Source organism: Rhizobium sp. BK456 (assembly GCF_014194045.1).
GTDB lineage: Bacteria > Pseudomonadota > Alphaproteobacteria > Rhizobiales > Rhizobiaceae > Rhizobium > Rhizobium redzepovicii.
In genome coordinates, this window is record NZ_JACIAO010000005.1 from 16424 (window position 1) to 32833 (window position 16410).

The following is a 16410-nucleotide window of genomic DNA, read 5'->3' on the forward strand; positions in this document are numbered from 1 at the left end:
ACAGGCAGCGCTGACAGTCACGACTTTCTGGCTTTCCGATTGGCGTAACGCAGGTCGCGTGCGGCCTTCCGGGCGGCTTCGTCGGCAATGACGCGAGCGATCCGGTCCTTGTCAGCTGCTTCGCGCGCGTCGGCGTCGGCGCGTGCTGCAGCCTCCGCGGCGGCTTGGCGTTCTGCTTCCGCGGCTTTCGCCTGCTCCAGTTCCTCACGCTTTACCCGTTCGCGCTCGGCGCGGCGTTCTTCCCTGGCGGCAGCGACGGCCTGACGCTCCGCTTGCTTTGCCAGCCGAGTCGGCTCAGCCTTATCCTTGGCGTCACGATACGCATTGAGGAGAGCGGCCTTTGCTTCGGCAGCGGCGCTGCGACGATCGGAAAGCTCATTGTTTCTGGCGTTTTTCAATTCTGTTACCTGACTGTTTGGCTGCGACGTTAGAGCATGATTGCCGAAAACTGTGCGGCTTTCGCATGACCCTATGCTCTATGTATTCGATTGGGATCCGAATGCTATTATGCCAATCCGGCTTGAAATCATCTAGATCTTGAATCACTTTTTCTTTTTTCGCTTCACGGCTGTGCCGGCGGCCGCCATCAAGCGATCCTGCAATTCCTTGGCCTCACGGGCTTCGCGCAATCTCAAGGTCTTTTCCTCGCGGGCGCGCACGGTCTGATCGATCTCTTCGACCGCGCGGCTGCGCGCCAGGAATTGCGACTGTACGTTTCCAAAGGCGATCTCCGCCCGCTGGCGCGATTTGCTGTGTGTGTCTGTCATATCAGTCCTGGATTTTCGTGACAGCGCCGCCCGTCTCAAGACGTGCAAAGGACGCTGGAACACTTTGACTTGCTGCATAATTCCTTAGATCGATTCCGATTTAAGGAATGGTGCAGTGGCCCGCTCGAGCGCAGCAAAAAGGCCAGGCAATGTGCCTGACCTCGCCGGTATCACGCTTTCAACAGTGCCAGTACATCCGTGGTCAAAGGAAAGCCGATATCAATTTCAGGCAGCTTGAAGATTGCAAGCGGACATTTTGCCCGACTTGTTATCGCGCTCAAGCTCGTAGCCGATCTTCTGGCCTTCGACGATTTCACGCATGCCGGCGCGCTCGACGGCAGAGATGTGAACGAAGGCGTCAGCGCCGCCGTCATCAGGCTGGATGAAGCCGAAGCCCTTGGTGGAATTGAACCATTTAACTGTGCCAGTGGTCATAACAAACCCTTTCATAGCAATTGACAGGCCGCACGTGCGGAATGCACGACGGATGATAATCTCGATTTTGAAGAGGGAAGTTCGTCCAGGGCACGTTGTCGGCGTGCGATAACAAAAGTCAAACAAGCAATATCGACAATGCCGATATAATCACTCAACCCGAATTTGTCAACTTTCAGTTTTTTGAAACTCTATATTCTCTAAAAGGTTGCATCGCCGCCGCTTTACATTGTCGCCGGTGCGTGACGCGTCATCGGCAAGGCCCGGAACGGATCGGCGTCACCAATGCATGCGTTACGAGCGAGGGCGCGTCTTCTGCGGATCATAATGCGACAGCGGCACGATCGTCGCCGGCAGGCGCTTCTGGTGACCGTCGAGCTTGCCGATTTCGACCTCGGTGCCGGGGTTTGCATGCATCACGTCGATGCGGGCGAGCGCGATCGTCTTGCCTAGGATCGGCGAGCGGGCGGCGCTGGTGACGACGCCTATCTGGGCCCGACCGATATGGATGCAATCGCCATGGCCGACGGCCTCGTTGGCCTTAATGTCGAGGCCGACGAGCAGATGGCGCGGATGCTCCTTGCGCCGGATCAGCGCTTCGCGGCCGATGAAATCATCCTGCTTGGATTTCAGCGGCACGGTGAAGCCGATGCCGGCCTCGAACGGGTCCGTCTGGTCGGTGAATTCGTGATGGGCAAAAATCAGGCCCGCCTCGATGCGGACCATGTCGAGCGCCTCCAAGCCCATCGGCTTCAACCCGTGCGGCTGCCCTGCTTCCCAGACGGCGTCGAACACCGTCAGCGCATCCTTCGGATGACAGAAGATTTCGTAGCCGAGCTCGCCTGTATAACCCGTGCGCGAGACGACGACCGGGGCGCCCTCGAAACCGCCGATGCGGCCGACGGTGAAGCGGAACCATTCGAGTTCGCCGATCGTCGGTTGGCGCGGCGCCGTCCAGATCATGTCCTCCAGGATATCGCGGCTCTTCGGGCCCTGCAGGGCAATATTGTGCATCTGATCGGTCGACGAGCGGACCCAGGCCTTGAAGCCCTTTTTCTCGGCCTGCTGACGCAGCCATACGCCGCTGAAATCATCGCCGCCGATCCAGCGGAAATTCTTATCGCCGAGCCGGAAAAGCGTGCCGTCATCGATCATGCCGCCGTTTTCATAGCACATGGCGGAATAGACGACCTGGCCGGTCGACAGTTTGCGCACGTCGCGCGTCAGGCAGTACTGCAGGAGCTCCTCTGCATCCGGCCCCGTCACCTCGAACTTCCGCAAGGGCGAGAGGTCGATGACGGCGGCGCGCTCACGGCAGGCCCAATACTCCTCGACCGGCCCTTCGGCGGAAAAGCGGTTCGGCAGCCAGTAGCCGCGATATTCAGCATAGTCCCGCGTCAAGGCGGAGAGACGGGGATGGAAGGCGGTTTCGCGCGTCAATTCGGCGTCGGCATCTGGGGTCATGCGATAGGCCACCGCTCGTGAGAATTTCTCTTTTCCGGAAAAAGTGCGGACGTGGATATCCGTCGGGTCCCAGCCGTTCGCCGCGTCGATATCGTCGGGGCAGGACGAAGAGACGCAGACGAGATCAGTCAGCGCCCGCATCAGCACGTAATCGCCTGGGCGCGACCAGGGCTCGTCGAGGTAGAGCTGGTTGTTGTGGTCGATATTGGTGTTGTAGAAATAATTCAGCGCTTCCCAGCCCTTGCGGCCGGCAATGCCGTAAGGCGCCAGCACCGCGTTGAAATTGTCCGTGCAGTTGACGTGGCCGGGATACCCCATGTCATCGTAATAGCGCGAATTGCAGGCGGTCGCGAAGGCATCGTGGCGCCCGACCGTATCCTGGACGATCTCAACCAGCGGCTCAAAGTCGCGGTCGAAGGCCTTGGAGGGCAGGCCGGGCATCGGATAGCTGCGGCTGAGCAGCGTGCGGGTCACCGTGGAATCCAGCGCGAGATCGAGGCCCTTGTCGACCTTGCGGGCGGCGAAAGCCTGGAAATCGGTGCATTGGCGTCCATAAACATCAATGATCTGGATGAATTCGCCGGCACGCACGAAATAGGCTGCGGCGGTCGCCGCCCGGATGCGGATATCCTCGATGGGGTCGGCGGCCGGTTCCGGCAGGGCGGAGGCATAATCGCGGATCAGCAGGCTGCGCTTGATCCTCACCTCGATCGGCGTCGCCGTATCCTGCGCCTCCGGAGACATCGCACCGGCGGGTGCTGCGACGATCAGCAGTCCCTTCATGGCAACAGTGAATTCAGCCCGGTTGCCCGGGCTCGATCCCGTCCCGAAAATGCTGAGCGCTCCAGCCGCCGCAAGATCGGCGCCGCGCCGCTCAAGCGCTGCGCGCGTGCGGGCGGCACTTTCATCCTCTTCTTGAAGAATGGCCTTTAACCCGTCGGCTGAATTGCTGAATGTTGTTCCGAGGCCTGCCGCCAGGAAACGGCCTTTCTCATCGAGGAAGGAGATCTCGCAAACCTGTCCGCCCTCGCTGTCGATAACGCTGACGCCATCTCCGGACTCGACACGCACGACGACCGATCCGCCGCCCTTTGCTCTGTAGCGTTCCGTCCCCTCCGGCAGGGCAGGGATGCCGGGATAACGCACGAGGCTCGGAGCCGCGGGCCGCAGGCCCGTCATAACAGGATGAAGTTCTCGCATTCTGCCCTCATTGGGGAGGATCGGGATGCCCCTCGGCGCCCACCCATACAGGTTACAAAATGGCGAGGGAAAGTAAAGTCGAGTTGACTAAAAAGAAAATATCTTCACTATGCATAAAGGGTCGAGACTCGGGAATCCGTCGGGACACGGATCGCCAAAATCATCCGGGCGGGCTTGAGACTGTCAGGGAGACACGTTCAGGGAGACGTACAAAGATACGTCCGGGAACAAATCGAATGGGGAATTTCACCGATGACAGACGTTGTGGAGGCCGGGATTCCATCCGGCACCGAAGGTAAGCTTGTACGCGCGCTCGACTGGAAGGGCGCATTCTGGGTGGCGGCGGGCGTGCCACCGCTCGTTCTCTTCTCCATCGGCGGCATTGCAGGCACGACGGGCAAGCTCGCCTTCGTCGTCTGGATCATTTCGATGGTGATGGGTTTCCTGCAATCCTTCACCTACGCCGAAATCGCCGGCATGTTCGCCAACAAATCCGGCGGCGCCTCGGTCTATGGCGCCACCGCATGGCTGCGTTATTCGAAGTTCATCGCGCCGCTGTCGGTCTGGTGCAACTGGTTTGCCTGGTCGCCCGTGCTGTCGCTCGGCTGCGCCATCGCCGCCGGTTATATTCTCAATGCATTCTTCCCAATTCCGGCGGCAGATTCGCAGATGGTCCTCGACTGGATCTCCGCGCATGCCGCGTCCATCACGGCCGATAGCCCCCGCGTCGCCGAATATATTGCTGCCCATGCCGGCACGACGCCCGATGACGCCGTCAAGGCGTTGCTGAGCACCGACGGCGTCGCCGCGCTGACGCCGTGGATCCGCAGCTGGTCGCTCGTCAGCTTCAGCATTCCCTTCCTCGCCACCGCCAACGTCAATGCCACCTTCTTCATCGGCGGCATCCTGATGCTGATCATCTTCGCGATCCAGCATCGTGGCATCTCCGAAACCGCCAGCGTGCAGAAGTGGCTGGCGATCATCGTGCTGGTGCCGCTGCTCATCATCGGCCTCTACCCGATCGTCAGCGGCCATATCCTTGCCGCCAACGTCACCGGCCTCGTGCCGCCGACGGCCGCCTATTCCGGCGCCGACGGCAGCTGGAGCAACGGCGGCTGGACGCTCTTCCTCGGCGGCCTCTATATCGCCGCCTGGTCGACCTACGGCTTCGAGACCGCCGTCTGCTACACCCGCGAACTCAAAAACCCGAAGACCGACACTTTCAAGGCGATCTTCTATTCCGGCCTTGCCTGCTGCCTGTTCTTCTTCCTCGTGCCCTTCGCCTTCCAGGGCGTTCTCGGTCATGCGGGCATGCTCGCGCCCGGCATCGTCGACGGCACCGGCGTTGCCGAAGCGCTCGGCGGCCTGATCGGCGCCGGCCGGGTGATCACCCAGCTGCTCGTCGTGCTGATGATCATGGCGCTCTTCCTCGCCATCATGACGGCGATGGCCGGTTCCTCGCGCACGCTCTACCAGGGCTCGAAGGACGGGTGGCTGCCGAAATATCTCGACCACGTCAACGAACACGGTGCGCCGACACGGGCGATGTGGACCGATTTCGCCTTCAACCTCTTCCTGCTGGCCATCGCCTCGGATACCGGCGGTTACTTCTTCGTGCTCGCCGTCTCGAATGTCGGCTACATCATCTTCAACTTCCTGAACCTCAATTCCGGCTGGATCCACCGGATGGATTCCGGCCATATCGAACGCCCATGGAAGGCGCCGACCTGGCTGATCGGCCTCAACACCGTGCTTGCCTTCGTCAACGCGCTGTTCCTCGGCGCCGGCGCCAAGGTCTGGGGTTATTCCAACGCACTCTGGGTCGGCTTCATCTTCGCCGCCTTGATCCTGCCGGTCTTCGCCTATCGCCACTATGTGCGCGACGGCGGCAAATTCCCGGCAGGCGCAATGGAGGATCTCGGCCTCGTCGGCCAGGATCTCGGCGTCAAGAAAGCCGGCATGCTGCCCTATCTGGCACTCGCCGGCGGCCTGGCAATCGTCCTGATCGCCAACGTGATCTTCCAGCTTCCGGCCTAAATCGTCTCCCAAGCAGAAAAGCCGCCATGAAAAAACATGGCGGCTTTTTGCGTTGGTGGCTGCAGATCTGAGACAGCTTGTTGCTTATGGACCGAAGCTCAGCGGCCGCCTTCGATTTTGCGATGGCGCTGGTTGATGCCGCCCTTGCCATAGGGATAGTCGAAGGGCCGCGGGGCGCTGACCTCGTTGAGCCTCGTCATGTCATCATCAGAGAGCTTGAGCTTCATGGCGCCGAGATTGTCGGCCAGTTGCTCCGGCGTGCGGGCGCCGAGGATCACCGAGGTGATTGCCGGCTGTGCCGCCGTCCAGGCGAGCGCCACCTGCGCCATGCTGACGCCGTGCGCCTTAGCGATTTCCTCGACAACGGCGATGATCGCCCAGGTTCGTTCCATCGCATTGCGCGGCGCATAGGATTCGCCGCCACGATTGGGATTTTCGCCGAGACGGGTGGCGCCGGTCGGCATCTCGTCGCGCTTGTATTTGCCGGTCAGCCAGCCGCCGCCAAGCGGCGACCAGGGCAACAGCCCCATGCCGGCGTCCTGGCAGGCGGCGACGATTTCAAGCTCGATGTCGCGCACCAGCAGGTTATATTGCGGCTGCAGCGTCACCGGGCGCGTATAACCGCGCGCCTTGGCGATCTCCGAGGCCTTGGCGATATGCCAGCCGACATAGTTGGAAAAGCCGTAATAGCCGATCTTGCCTGAGGAAACCGCATCGTCAAGGAAGCGCAGCGTCTCCTCGATCGGCGTCAGCGCGTCCCAGGCATGCATCTGGTAGAGATCGATCTGCTCGAGGCCGAGGCGGCGCAGAGAATCGTCGAGCGCCTGGCCGAGATGCCGGCGAGACAGGCCGATATCGTTCGGTCCGTCGCCCATCGGAAAGCGGCCCTTAGTGGCGACGAGCGCCTGGCGGGCTTCGGTCGGTCGGGCCTTCAACCAGCGTCCGATGATCTCTTCCGACTTGCCGGCACTATAGACATCGGCGGTATCGATGAAATTGCCGCCCCAGGCGAAATAATCGTCGAGCAGCTTGTGCGAGGACGCTTCGTCGGCCTCCGCGCCGAAGGTCATGGTGCCCAGGCAATAGGCGGTGACGACGGTCCCGCTGGGACCGAGCTTGCGATAATCCATTTCTTCCTCCTCATGCGGATGCCCGCAGCCGACGCGCAAAATCGCCTTGGGTAGAAGCCGGGGCTTCCGCAATCTAATGACAATATCGAGCTTGAGGCGGCCGCGTGCCGCCGGATGACGTCTGGCGCCCTGGGCTCAATCTGGCGCAGGGGCGAGGGCAGCATAACCAATCCCGCCCGTGCCACAAGTGGGAAAAGATATTCCCGCAGGCCGTCGCGGACTGCGGCTTACGCTTTTGTCGAAAACGAACCGGCGATCAAATCGGCTGCGGCAACGCCGGTCTCGTAGGCGCCGTGCGCCGTCGAATAACGCGAACGCGAACAGGCTTCGCCGGCAAAGAAGATCCGTTCATCATGCGGTGCTGCGAGGACCCCGCGCAGATCGGAGGCGCCCGGCTCGGCATAGGAATAGGAGCCGCCGATATGGGGTGCCGCGGCCCAGGCCGAGATCGCCGCCACCGACAATTGCTTGCGGATATCTGCGCCGAATTGTGCCGCCAGTTCATCCCCGGCGAAGGAAAAGGCGGCCTCGCTGCCCTCACGCTCGAGATCATGGGCGAGGTCGCCGGCAAAATAAGCCTCGACGACAGGAGCGCCGAGCGGCCGGAGTTGATAGGTGCCGGTGGCAGCACGGCTGATAGAGCCGAGCATATGGGTATCGGCCGGCAGCGCCTCCGGTGTTGCAAGCCCGAGGAAGAGCTTGTCGGCGAGCCCGAGCGGCAGGCGCGCCGCCGCCTCGATCTTCTCAGGCAAGGGAGGGTCGAAGGCGATCTTGCCGGCGGCAAGGACAGTAGTGGAAACAGTCACCAGCACCGCACGGGCGCTGAGCCCACCCTGGCTCGTCTCCATGTCGATACGGTGGGCATGGCGGTGGTCGATGCGCGTGACCTCGACGCCAAGCCTTACCGGCACCGGCCTGCCGTAACGGGAGATCAATGTTCCATAGCCCTCGCGCACCCGCCAATCGGGGCCAGGGCCGGGGTCGTATCTCGTGTAGTCGACGACCGACGAGCGTTCCAGCTCGGCGCCGGTGATATAGGTGCCGATCGCCCGGATCTGGCCGTTCCAGGAATTGCCGGGTTCGAGCATCGCGGCCAGATTTGTGTCATCGCCTTCATGACTGTCGAGCCGGTCGAAATAGGCGCCGATCGCCTGTTGCGCGGCCTGGGTTACCGCATCGTCGCGCTGCAGCCGCCGGCCGCCGTTCCAGGGCGCCGGTGTGCGGTCGACCCTCAATCCGACCTCGTCGGCAATACCGGTCCAGGCATTGGTTCGCGCGCCGTGCAGCCAGCCGCAGCCGAGATCGAGCGCGATGTCGGATGCTCCCGGCAGTCCGACCGACCAGGCCCTGCCGCCGAGACGGTCGCCGGCTTCCAGAAGCAGGATCGACAGATCCGGACGGATCGCCTGCAGACGCCGGGCGGCGGCAACGCCGCCGGCGCCGGCGCCGATGATGACGACGTCCTGTTCGACACTCGTACCATTATCACCGGGCATGGCTTTTCCTTTGGCTGCTCGCGCTCAGCTAAGCTTGCATGTCCAGGAAAGGCAAGGGCTGGGGATAGAGCCGCGCGCGATGGATTAAACCGCGTCTGCGTGACATACAGGTTCGATGAGCGTGCAGAGAGATTCGCAACTCGACATGTTTGCCAAGCCGTCGCCGGCAGTCGCCAGGGCGCGCGCTCCCTCGCGCCGGCCGACGTCGCAGCCGGCCGCCAGTTCCGATGAGGACATGGCGCGTACGCTTGAAGAAAGCGGCAACTACCGCGTCCTGCGGAAACTGACAGCCCGGCCGATCGCAACGGTCAGACGGCCGGAATTTTCGCGGCTTGGCGTCATTCTCGATACGGAAACAACAGGTCTCAACCACCGCAACGACGAGATCATCGAAATCGGCGCCGTCGCCTTCACATTCGACGATGACGGCGCGATCGGCGATATCGTCGGCATTTATGGCGGCCTGCAACAGCCGTCGCGGCCGATACCGCCGGAGGTTACCCGGCTGACGGGGATCACAGATGCGATGGTCGAAGGCCAGGTCATCGATATAAGGCCGTTGAGCGCCCTGATCGAGCCGGCCGATCTGATCATCGCCCACAATGCCGGTTTCGACCGGCCGTTCTGCGAGGCCTTCTCAAGGATTTTCGCCGGCAAGGCCTGGGCGTGCTCGGTGTCGGAGATCGACTGGAGCGCCCGCGGCTTCGAAGGCACCAAGCTCGGCTATCTCGTCGGCCAGGCCGGTTATTTTCATGACGGCCATCGCGCGGTGGACGACTGCCACGCGCTGCTGGAAATCCTCGATCGGGAGCAGGGCGACGGTGAAAGCCCGTTCGCCGAGCTTTACCGCGCCAGCCAGCGCTCGCGTATTCGCATCTTCGCCGAACACAGCCCGTTCGAGATGAAGGACCATCTAAAGGCGAGGGGTTATCGCTGGTCGGATGGCAGCGACGGCCGGCTGAAGTCCTGGTGGATCGAAGTCGGCGAAGACGATCTCGACGACGAGCTTTCCTATCTGCGCTCGGAAATTTACCGGTGGAAAGAGGCGGAGCCGCCAGTCGTGCGGCTGACGGCCTTCGACCGCTTCAAACTCTGACCGCGAAGCGGTTCGGACCCTGATCGAAAATACACCCAAATATGCCGACCCATGCAAATGTCGCATAGGTGCAGTGATGCATTGGCGCTGCAACTATCGAAGGGCTCGTACTATATACCTCTCATCGAAGCGAACGAAGCGCCAAGGACTGGCAGCTAGGCTTCGAAAGCCCGCGGAAAGGGGATCATCATGAACGTAGCACGCTCTTTCAATAACTGGCGCAAGTACCGTCAGACGGTCGCTGAACTGGGCCGTATGTCCACGCGCGAACTGGACGACCTCGGCATCGGCCGCGGCGACATCCGCAACGTCGCGCGCGCTGCCATCGCCCGCTAACGGACTGTAGACTAAGCATTTATTAAGAGTTTGGCCGGCGCCTGCTTTCTTCAGAAGCGGGCGCTTTGCTTTTGCGCTTCAGTCGGGCCTGGACCGCGTGATCAAGCCGCCCGCTTTTCGCATAACGCATAGCTGCCCTGCAAAGAAATGCCTACCAACTGAGCAAGAAATAAGTATGATTATTTCTATCGAAGCGATGCACCTCCTCCCGCATCCCTTCGAGATGCAGGCGCCCCATCCTCCTCCCAGGGTCGTCTGCGGGAACGGCAGCACTCCTCCTCCCAGCTGTCGTTCGGTTTTTTTCGAAAGCCTGCCGCACCTCCTCCCGCGGCAGGCTTTTTCGTTTTTGGTCAATAGCGCCGAAAACCGCGGCTCGCCATCCGTTATCGGGCGATGGTGGCTCTTTCCTGTTTATCCCTGATTTTGCTGGTGATTTCCGAGATCGCCGCCGGTTGTGGCTGCGTGCTGCAGAAACATATTGACTCCGAATTTGTCGTACAACTATGTAACCATTCGGTTCACTTCCGAGCGAAACGGATCGCCGAACGGGTCCGGCTTCGCTGGAGCACGACGCTTGACGACAACGAAACTGAAGGAATTTTGACATGCAGATCGACGTGAGGCACGCCTCCCATCCCGAGGCCGTGCGCAATTACGACACCGAGACGCTGCGGCGTCACTTTCTGGTGGAAACCGTCTTTGCGGGCGGCGAGATCCGGCTGACTTATTCCCATTACGACCGCATGGTCATCGGCGGCGCCACACCGCTGGCGGATGGATTGCCGCTGACGGCGCCGACGGCGATCGGCCAGGAAACCTTTCTCGCCGAGCGTGAACTCGGCGCGCTGAACATCGGCGGCGCCGGCCGCATCATCGTCGACGGCACGAGCTACGATCTTGCCAAATATGATTGCCTCTATGCCGGCAAGGGCGCCAAGGACGTGCGGTTCGAGAGCGTGGATGCCGCCAATCCGGCCAAGTTCTATCTGGTCTCGACGCCGGCTCATCAGACACATCCGACGGTATTGCTCACCCGCGAAAAGGCCCGCCACCTGACACCCGGCGACGCCGCGACGGCCAACAAGCGGTCGATCTACCAGTTCATCCATCCCGAGGTTTGCCAGTCCTGCCAGCTCACCCTCGGCTTCACCATGATCGAAGCCGGAAGCGTCTGGAACACCATGCCGGCCCATACGCATGACCGCCGCATGGAAGCCTATCTCTATTTCGATCTGGAAGCCGAGCAGCGCGTTTTCCATTTCATGGGCGAGCCGCAGCAGACCCGGCATATGCTGGTCGCCAACGAGCAGGCGGTCATCTCGCCGCCCTGGTCGATCCATTCCGGCGCCGGCACCAAGAATTACAGCTTCATCTGGGCAATGGCAGGCGACAATAAGAGCTTCACCGACATGGATCACATCGCTATTGCGGATCTGAGGTGAGCGCCGTGGCAAATCCCTTCGACCTCACAGGCAGGACTGCCGTCGTCACCGGCGCCAATACCGGCATCGGCCAGGCCATCGCGGCAGCGTTGGCCGAGGCCGGCGCCTCGATCGTCGCGGTCGGGCGATCCTCGATGGAGGAAACCGAGGCGCTGGTGAAGCAGGCGGGAAGCCGCTTTCATGTCGTCAAGGCCGATCTCGGCACCATCGAACCGGTCAAGGGTATCGTCGCCGAGGCCATCCAGACCTTCGGCGGCCTCGACATCCTCGTCAACAATGCCGGCATCATCCGACGCGCCGATGCGCTCGACTTCACCGAGGAAGACTGGGACGCGGTAATCGACGTCAACCTGAAGACGGCCTTCTTCCTGTCGCAGGCGGCCGGCCGCCACATGGTCGAGAAGGGCAGGGGCAAGATCATCAATATCGCCTCGCTGCTCTCCTTCCAGGGCGGCATCCGCATCCCGTCCTATACCGCCTCGAAAAGCGGCCTTGCCGGCCTGACCAAGCTGCTTGCCTGCGAATGGGCCGGCAAGGGCGTCAACGTCAACGCCATCGCCCCCGGTTACTTCGTCACCAACAACACCACGGCGCTACGCGAGGATGCCGACCGCAACGCCGCGATTCTTTCGCGCATTCCGGCCGGGCGCTGGGGAACGCCTGCCGAACTTGGAGGGGCCGCCGTCTTCCTGGCATCCTCGGCCTCCGATTATGTGCATGGAACGGTGCTGCCCGTCGATGGCGGCTGGCTGGCGCGGTGATCCGCCTCGGAACGACGGCTGCATATTCAAAGTACTAAGCGCCGCGCGTCTGAAGAAACGCGCGGCGCGGTCGCATAGAGCTGCCGTGATCGAGGTCGTTTTGCCTTTCCTACCGGCATGCGTTAGCAAAAGGACATGAGGCCAGCGCAGCCGCATCGAGGGCAGGATTCGACACAAATGACGGACAGGGACAACGCGGTCTTCAACACCATTCGCCAGCCGTCGAACCTGCGCAGCGGCCTTGCCGATACGTTGATGGCGCAGATCGAGTCCGGCGATCTGAAGCCCGGCCAGCGTCTGCCGACCGAACAAGCGATCATGCGGACGACCGGCGTCAGCCGGACGATCGTCCGCGAGGCGCTCGCCACGCTGCGCGCCAAGGGCCTGATCACCACGCGGCAGGGGCTTGGAGCTTTCGTTTCGAACGATCCCAACCCGCGATCCTTCTCGATCATTCCCAACGACCTGCAGTCGATCGACGAGATCCTTCGCGTGCTGGAGCTGCGCATGGGGGTCGAATACGAAGCCGCCGGTCTTGCCGCGCTGCGGCGCACGCCTGAAGATCTCGCCCGTATGCAGGCTCGGCTCGATGCGCTCGACAAGGCGCTGGAGGAGGGCGGATACGGCGCGCAGGAGGATTACGCCTTCCACCGGTCGATCCTGGTCGCGACGCAGAACTCCTATTACGGCCGCCTCTTCGATACATTCGGCGACCTCATGGTGCCGCGGCAATGGGCGCGCTTGGACAAGATGACGGCGGCCGAGCGCAAGCGCCATGCGGCCCGCATGCGCCGGGAGCACCATGCGATATTCGCGGCGATCCGCGACGGCGAGGAAGCCGCCGCCCGCCGCGCTATTCGAACTCACCTGTCGAAGAGCGCCGCCCGCTTCGAAGAACTGCGCGACGCCAGCACTTCCTCTTGAAGTATTAGACCTTTGGATTCGCCTTCATCAGCCGCCGCCAGCCTGCGTGATCCGTCCGCAGCTCGACGGAAGCGTGAGCCTCGGGCAGCAACGGTTTGCGTCTGCGCCGGCCGAAGCGTCGTTTGAAGCCGAGGATATTTTCGACGAAGCTCCTGGCATAGAGCCCGGGCCCGCTCGAATAGATGCGCCAGCCGCCGTCGACCGCGACCTTTCCGGCCTTGACCCGCGCCCATTGCGCCGCCGCCTCATAGCGGTCATGGAAGGCCGCGTCGCTGCTGCTGAAATAGGTATTGCGCTGGCGCAACGACGCCTGCGGCAGGGCCGTGGTGACCGCGATAGGGTTGACGACGGAAATCGCCTTCCAGAGTTCATCCGCCTCGCCGTCCAAAGCAAGCGTCTCGCAATAGCGCAGATGCGCATGCACATACATCAGCCCGATCTCGCGGCCGAAGAAGGACGAGGATTCCGCCCGGCGAAACAGCGTCTCAGGACCGCCGGCATAGGTCGCCGGCTTCTCCATCAGCCGCACGCCGTCTGGGAAGAGCAGATGCTCTTCGATCAGCTTCATATGATCGCGTCGCTGATCCGGCGAAAACAGCCCGCCGAGCATCGCCTGCGTCATCGCAATCAGCGAGTAGGAGAGACCGGTGCGCCGGTCGCTCGGGTGCAGCAGCAATTCGACCCCATCATGGGCGGGATCGAAAATGCCGTAACCGGCAACGATACCGTCTCGCACGAGATGGCGGTTGAAATCCCGCCGCATCGCCGTTGCGATTTTCCTCAGCGATTTTGCCTTGTTATTTCTGGCCTTTTTCCCATGGCCGAGTCGGCGCAGGATCGCGGAATAACGGACGATCTGTTCGTAAAGCAGGGCGACGGTCCAGCTGCTGACCATCCAGTCGCGCAGATGCGGATCGGCCGGCTGCAGGGAATCGTTCCAGTCCCCCTCGCCATAACGGATCAGATGCGTTCCCGGGATGAACTGGCCGCGGACGGTATCGAGCAGCTTGTCGACATGGATCGCGATGCTGTCGGCCTTCGGCGCCTTCTGCATGGTCTTTTCGTCGCGCCAGGAGACCTTCTCGCCAAGAATGGCGAGATCGCCGGTCGCTTCGATATAGTCGCAGAGCGCCTTCAACGGCCAGACGATCACGTCGCCATGGCTGTCGCCCGCCCGGATATTGGCATAGGGCTCCAGCATGAACCATTGCGGCCAGTCGCCCTTCTCAAGGTACTGCTCGCTGAAGACCGTTTTCACCACCTCCTTGGCTTCGCGGTCATGCTCATAGGCGAGCAGGAATTCGATCGGCCCCTGACAGGCGTCGCGTGTGCCCCAGGCGGCACCGGTATATTGCTCGAGGCCGTGCGGAACGCTCAGATGCACGATGGCGTCATGCGCGAGCCAGGGCAGCAGCGTCGTCTGCGCGGCCAGGTCCGGCGAAGGGCTATCGATCGTCAAACCACGAACGGCGTTCCGCCAGAATTTCGAGGCCGGCGCGAGCATGGCTGCATCGGTGACGCCAGCCTCATAACGCTGCGCCAGCCGCTCGGCTTCTTCAGCATTCGTCATCGAGCCGACCACGGCGAACGAGAAGGCCTGGGTCGGCCGGGAGCGCAGAGCGACGAAGGCGCCGTGGCGTGCAATGCCATCGGTATAGAGCAGTTCGTCGCCGCCGATCTCCTCGATGGCATCTGGCGTCGAACTCACCAGCCAATAGCCAGCATCGGGATAACGCTCGCCCCAGAGCCAGGCCGGATCCGGCCGGAAGGCGATGCGTTTGCGTGCGGCATCGACCGCGATCTGCCCGCCCGCGTCATATTCGCGCTCGCCGAGGACGACATGACCGAACACCAGGAAGCGGCACGGCTTGCCCTCAACGGAGACGGTCCATTGCATGGCCGCATCCTCGCCGGAGGCGACCGCCGCAACGGTGATCGTGCGTTCCGAACAGCGGTAGATCCAGCGGCAGTCGTTGAGCCCCATTTCGAATGCGGACGGCACCGCAAGCAACTGCCAACCCGCCCCGATATCCGCCATGATGCGCAGCCCGCTGGCGCGCGTGAGGTTATAGGGGTCGCGGGAGACAGAAAAGAGCTTGTGGAACGAGGTATTGCCGATCGTCAGCTGCGCGGCGAAAATGCCCTGCATCCAGCAGGTGGCGGCAAGGGTGGAATCGTCGAGCAGCATATTCTCACCGCTTCGGACGATCGCGCCGTGACGGCGGGCCACCAAAAGCTCTTTCTCGCGCAGCACGACGTGGCGGTTAAGGACGCCGTCCCGCGTGAAGAACGACAGCAGCTTTCCGCCGGCGCGCTCTTCCAGGCTCCGCTCTGGATAGAGCCGGCCGATCGCCTTTTTGTCGAGCGCTTCGACCTCCAACAGCGACGCGTCCTGCAACAGGCTGCGGACCGGCGTCACCTCTTCGAGACCGGCGGCAACTCTTTCCGCAGCTGCAAGCCCGTCGAGCCGCGCAAGATCGGCATCGCTCGACGCCTCGGGATGATCGGCGGCAAACACCGCAAAGAACGTCGCACCAGCACCGCTTGCGGAAATGGCGAGCGGTTTCGATTGAATGGCCGGGCAGGCCGTTTCCTGCTGCCGCCGTTCGCTCGGCAGGCTGGCGCCGAAGGGGCCGACCAGCCGATCGCCGAGGCGGTCTTTCGCCTGCACCAGCTGGATTGCATCCGTGGCATAGGCCGCCGTCCCGTCGAGGCAGCCCTGGGCGAGCCAGGGACTGCGGGCGCCACCCTGTTTGAGATTTTGCCGGTTCATCACCACGGGCCCGAATGCCGGATGATCGGCGATATGATGATCGACATATTGCGAGGCATAGGCTTCGCTGTTCATCAGGAAGCCGCGATCACCAAGGCCGACATCCTGGATCAGCACCAGATCCGCCGGCAGGGTTTTCTTTTCCGGATGCCGGAGGGAGGTGCGCCAGAACCATGCCGTTTCGGAGGGATGGAGTTCGAGCCGGACGTCATAACCGATATCGCCTGTCTTGCCGTTCCAAGAGAAGCTCGTCGCATCGTATCCGAAGCTGCCATTGGCACGCGGGCCGACAATCTCGACGACATCAGGCCGAGCGCCGCCGATGCGCAGATAAAGGCGGCCGATGCCGCCGATGAGCGGCGAACCCTGGATCTGATTGATCTGCACCGAGCCCTTGTCGTCGGCATATTCGATGGCAAACAGCGTGCCGTTCGGCAGCGCCGATATCGACAGGCCGGAGCCGTTGCTGATCGTGAACAGGCCGAGATCTTCGCGTCGGGGCATTTGAAAGCTGCGGTCAAGGTTCGGGGCCATTGAGATCTCGTCGAT

13 protein-coding genes are annotated in these 16410 nt (G+C 62.2%); 6 read left to right on the forward strand and 7 right to left on the reverse strand.

What is annotated here, in order from left to right; all coding sequences use genetic code 11:
* Positions 1-17: 17 nt before the first annotated feature.
* From FHX03_RS15500 to FHX03_RS15515, 4 genes are all read right to left on the reverse strand, one after another.
* Positions 18-398 (reverse strand): DUF6481 family protein, encoded by a 381-nt coding sequence (locus FHX03_RS15500; protein WP_097629715.1) that lies wholly within the window; start codon positions 396-398, stop codon positions 18-20.
* A gap of 144 nt (positions 399-542) precedes the next feature.
* A complete protein-coding gene (locus FHX03_RS15505) occupies positions 543-767 on the reverse strand; it encodes a hypothetical protein (RefSeq protein ID WP_097629716.1) in 225 nt (74 codons plus the stop codon).
* 225 nt (positions 768-992) lie between these two features.
* Positions 993-1202: a cold-shock protein gene (locus FHX03_RS15510; protein ID WP_003548109.1), complete on the reverse strand. Its 210-nt coding sequence runs from the start codon at positions 1200-1202 to the stop codon at positions 993-995.
* Between the two features lie 294 nt (positions 1203-1496).
* On the reverse strand, positions 1497-3866 hold the full coding sequence (locus FHX03_RS15515) for a DUF1989 domain-containing protein (protein ID WP_183854424.1): 2370 nt from the start codon (positions 3864-3866) through the stop codon (positions 1497-1499).
* A 252-nt stretch (positions 3867-4118) separates the two neighbouring features.
* Between FHX03_RS15515 and FHX03_RS15520 the strand changes: the two genes are divergently transcribed.
* Entirely contained in the window at positions 4119-5903 is a 1785-nt protein-coding gene (locus tag FHX03_RS15520) for an APC family permease (RefSeq protein ID WP_183854426.1), read from the forward strand.
* A 98-nt stretch (positions 5904-6001) separates the two neighbouring features.
* Here FHX03_RS15520 and FHX03_RS15525 read toward each other — a convergent pair whose 3' ends face one another.
* Together FHX03_RS15525 and FHX03_RS15530 are read right to left on the reverse strand one after the other, a co-directional pair.
* On the reverse strand, positions 6002-7033 hold the full coding sequence (locus FHX03_RS15525; protein WP_097629720.1) for an aldo/keto reductase: 1032 nt from the start codon (positions 7031-7033) through the stop codon (positions 6002-6004).
* A 227-nt stretch (positions 7034-7260) separates the two neighbouring features.
* On the reverse strand, positions 7261-8529 hold the full coding sequence (locus FHX03_RS15530) for a flavin monoamine oxidase family protein (protein WP_183854428.1): 1269 nt from the start codon (positions 8527-8529) through the stop codon (positions 7261-7263).
* A gap of 115 nt (positions 8530-8644) precedes the next feature.
* On the opposite strand from FHX03_RS15530, the gene FHX03_RS15535 reads away from it, so the two are divergent.
* From FHX03_RS15535 to FHX03_RS15555, 5 genes are all read left to right on the forward strand, one after another.
* Positions 8645-9625, forward strand: a complete 981-nt coding sequence (locus FHX03_RS15535; protein WP_131710790.1) for a 3'-5' exonuclease — start codon at positions 8645-8647, stop codon at positions 9623-9625.
* 189 nt (positions 9626-9814) lie between these two features.
* A complete protein-coding gene (locus tag FHX03_RS15540) occupies positions 9815-9961 on the forward strand; it encodes a DUF1127 domain-containing protein (RefSeq protein WP_011428254.1) in 147 nt (48 codons plus the stop codon).
* Between the two features lie 605 nt (positions 9962-10566).
* Positions 10567-11403: a 5-dehydro-4-deoxy-D-glucuronate isomerase gene (kduI, locus tag FHX03_RS15545; protein ID WP_097629723.1), complete on the forward strand. Its 837-nt coding sequence runs from the start codon at positions 10567-10569 to the stop codon at positions 11401-11403.
* Entirely contained in the window at positions 11400-12164 is a 765-nt protein-coding gene (gene kduD / locus FHX03_RS15550) for a 2-dehydro-3-deoxy-D-gluconate 5-dehydrogenase KduD (protein WP_269465997.1), read from the forward strand. Before kduI ends, kduD begins: the two co-directional genes overlap by 4 nt.
* A gap of 177 nt (positions 12165-12341) precedes the next feature.
* Positions 12342-13088, forward strand: coding sequence for a FadR/GntR family transcriptional regulator (locus FHX03_RS15555; RefSeq protein ID WP_131710792.1), 747 nt, complete (start codon positions 12342-12344; stop codon positions 13086-13088).
* A 4-nt stretch (positions 13089-13092) separates the two neighbouring features.
* Here FHX03_RS15555 and FHX03_RS15560 read toward each other — a convergent pair whose 3' ends face one another.
* Positions 13093-16395, reverse strand: coding sequence for a cellobiose phosphorylase (locus FHX03_RS15560; protein WP_183854429.1), 3303 nt, complete (start codon positions 16393-16395; stop codon positions 13093-13095).
* Positions 16396-16410 lie beyond the last annotated feature (15 nt).

Bases quoted from the DNA above. Each gene is read 5' to 3' on its own strand.
- FHX03_RS15520 (WP_183854426.1), top strand. From the start codon at position 4,119: ATGACAGACGTTGTGGAGGCCGGGATTCCATCCGGCACCGAAGGTAAG.
- FHX03_RS15555 (WP_131710792.1), top strand. From the start codon at position 12,342: ATGACGGACAGGGACAACGCGGTCTTCAACACCATTCGCCAGCCGTCG.
- kduI (WP_097629723.1), top strand. From the start codon at position 10,567: ATGCAGATCGACGTGAGGCACGCCTCCCATCCCGAGGCCGTGCGCAAT.
- FHX03_RS15525 (WP_097629720.1), bottom strand. From the start codon at position 7,033: ATGGATTATCGCAAGCTCGGTCCCAGCGGGACCGTCGTCACCGCCTAT.
- FHX03_RS15530 (WP_183854428.1), bottom strand. From the start codon at position 8,529: ATGCCCGGTGATAATGGTACGAGTGTCGAACAGGACGTCGTCATCATC.
- FHX03_RS15510 (WP_003548109.1), bottom strand. From the start codon at position 1,202: ATGACCACTGGCACAGTTAAATGGTTCAATTCCACCAAGGGCTTCGGC.
- FHX03_RS15560 (WP_183854429.1), bottom strand. From the start codon at position 16,395: ATGGCCCCGAACCTTGACCGCAGCTTTCAAATGCCCCGACGCGAAGAT.
- FHX03_RS15515 (WP_183854424.1), bottom strand. From the start codon at position 3,866: ATGCGAGAACTTCATCCTGTTATGACGGGCCTGCGGCCCGCGGCTCCG.
- FHX03_RS15535 (WP_131710790.1), top strand. From the start codon at position 8,645: ATGAGCGTGCAGAGAGATTCGCAACTCGACATGTTTGCCAAGCCGTCG.
- FHX03_RS15505 (WP_097629716.1), bottom strand. From the start codon at position 767: ATGACAGACACACACAGCAAATCGCGCCAGCGGGCGGAGATCGCCTTT.
- FHX03_RS15540 (WP_011428254.1), top strand. From the start codon at position 9,815: ATGAACGTAGCACGCTCTTTCAATAACTGGCGCAAGTACCGTCAGACG.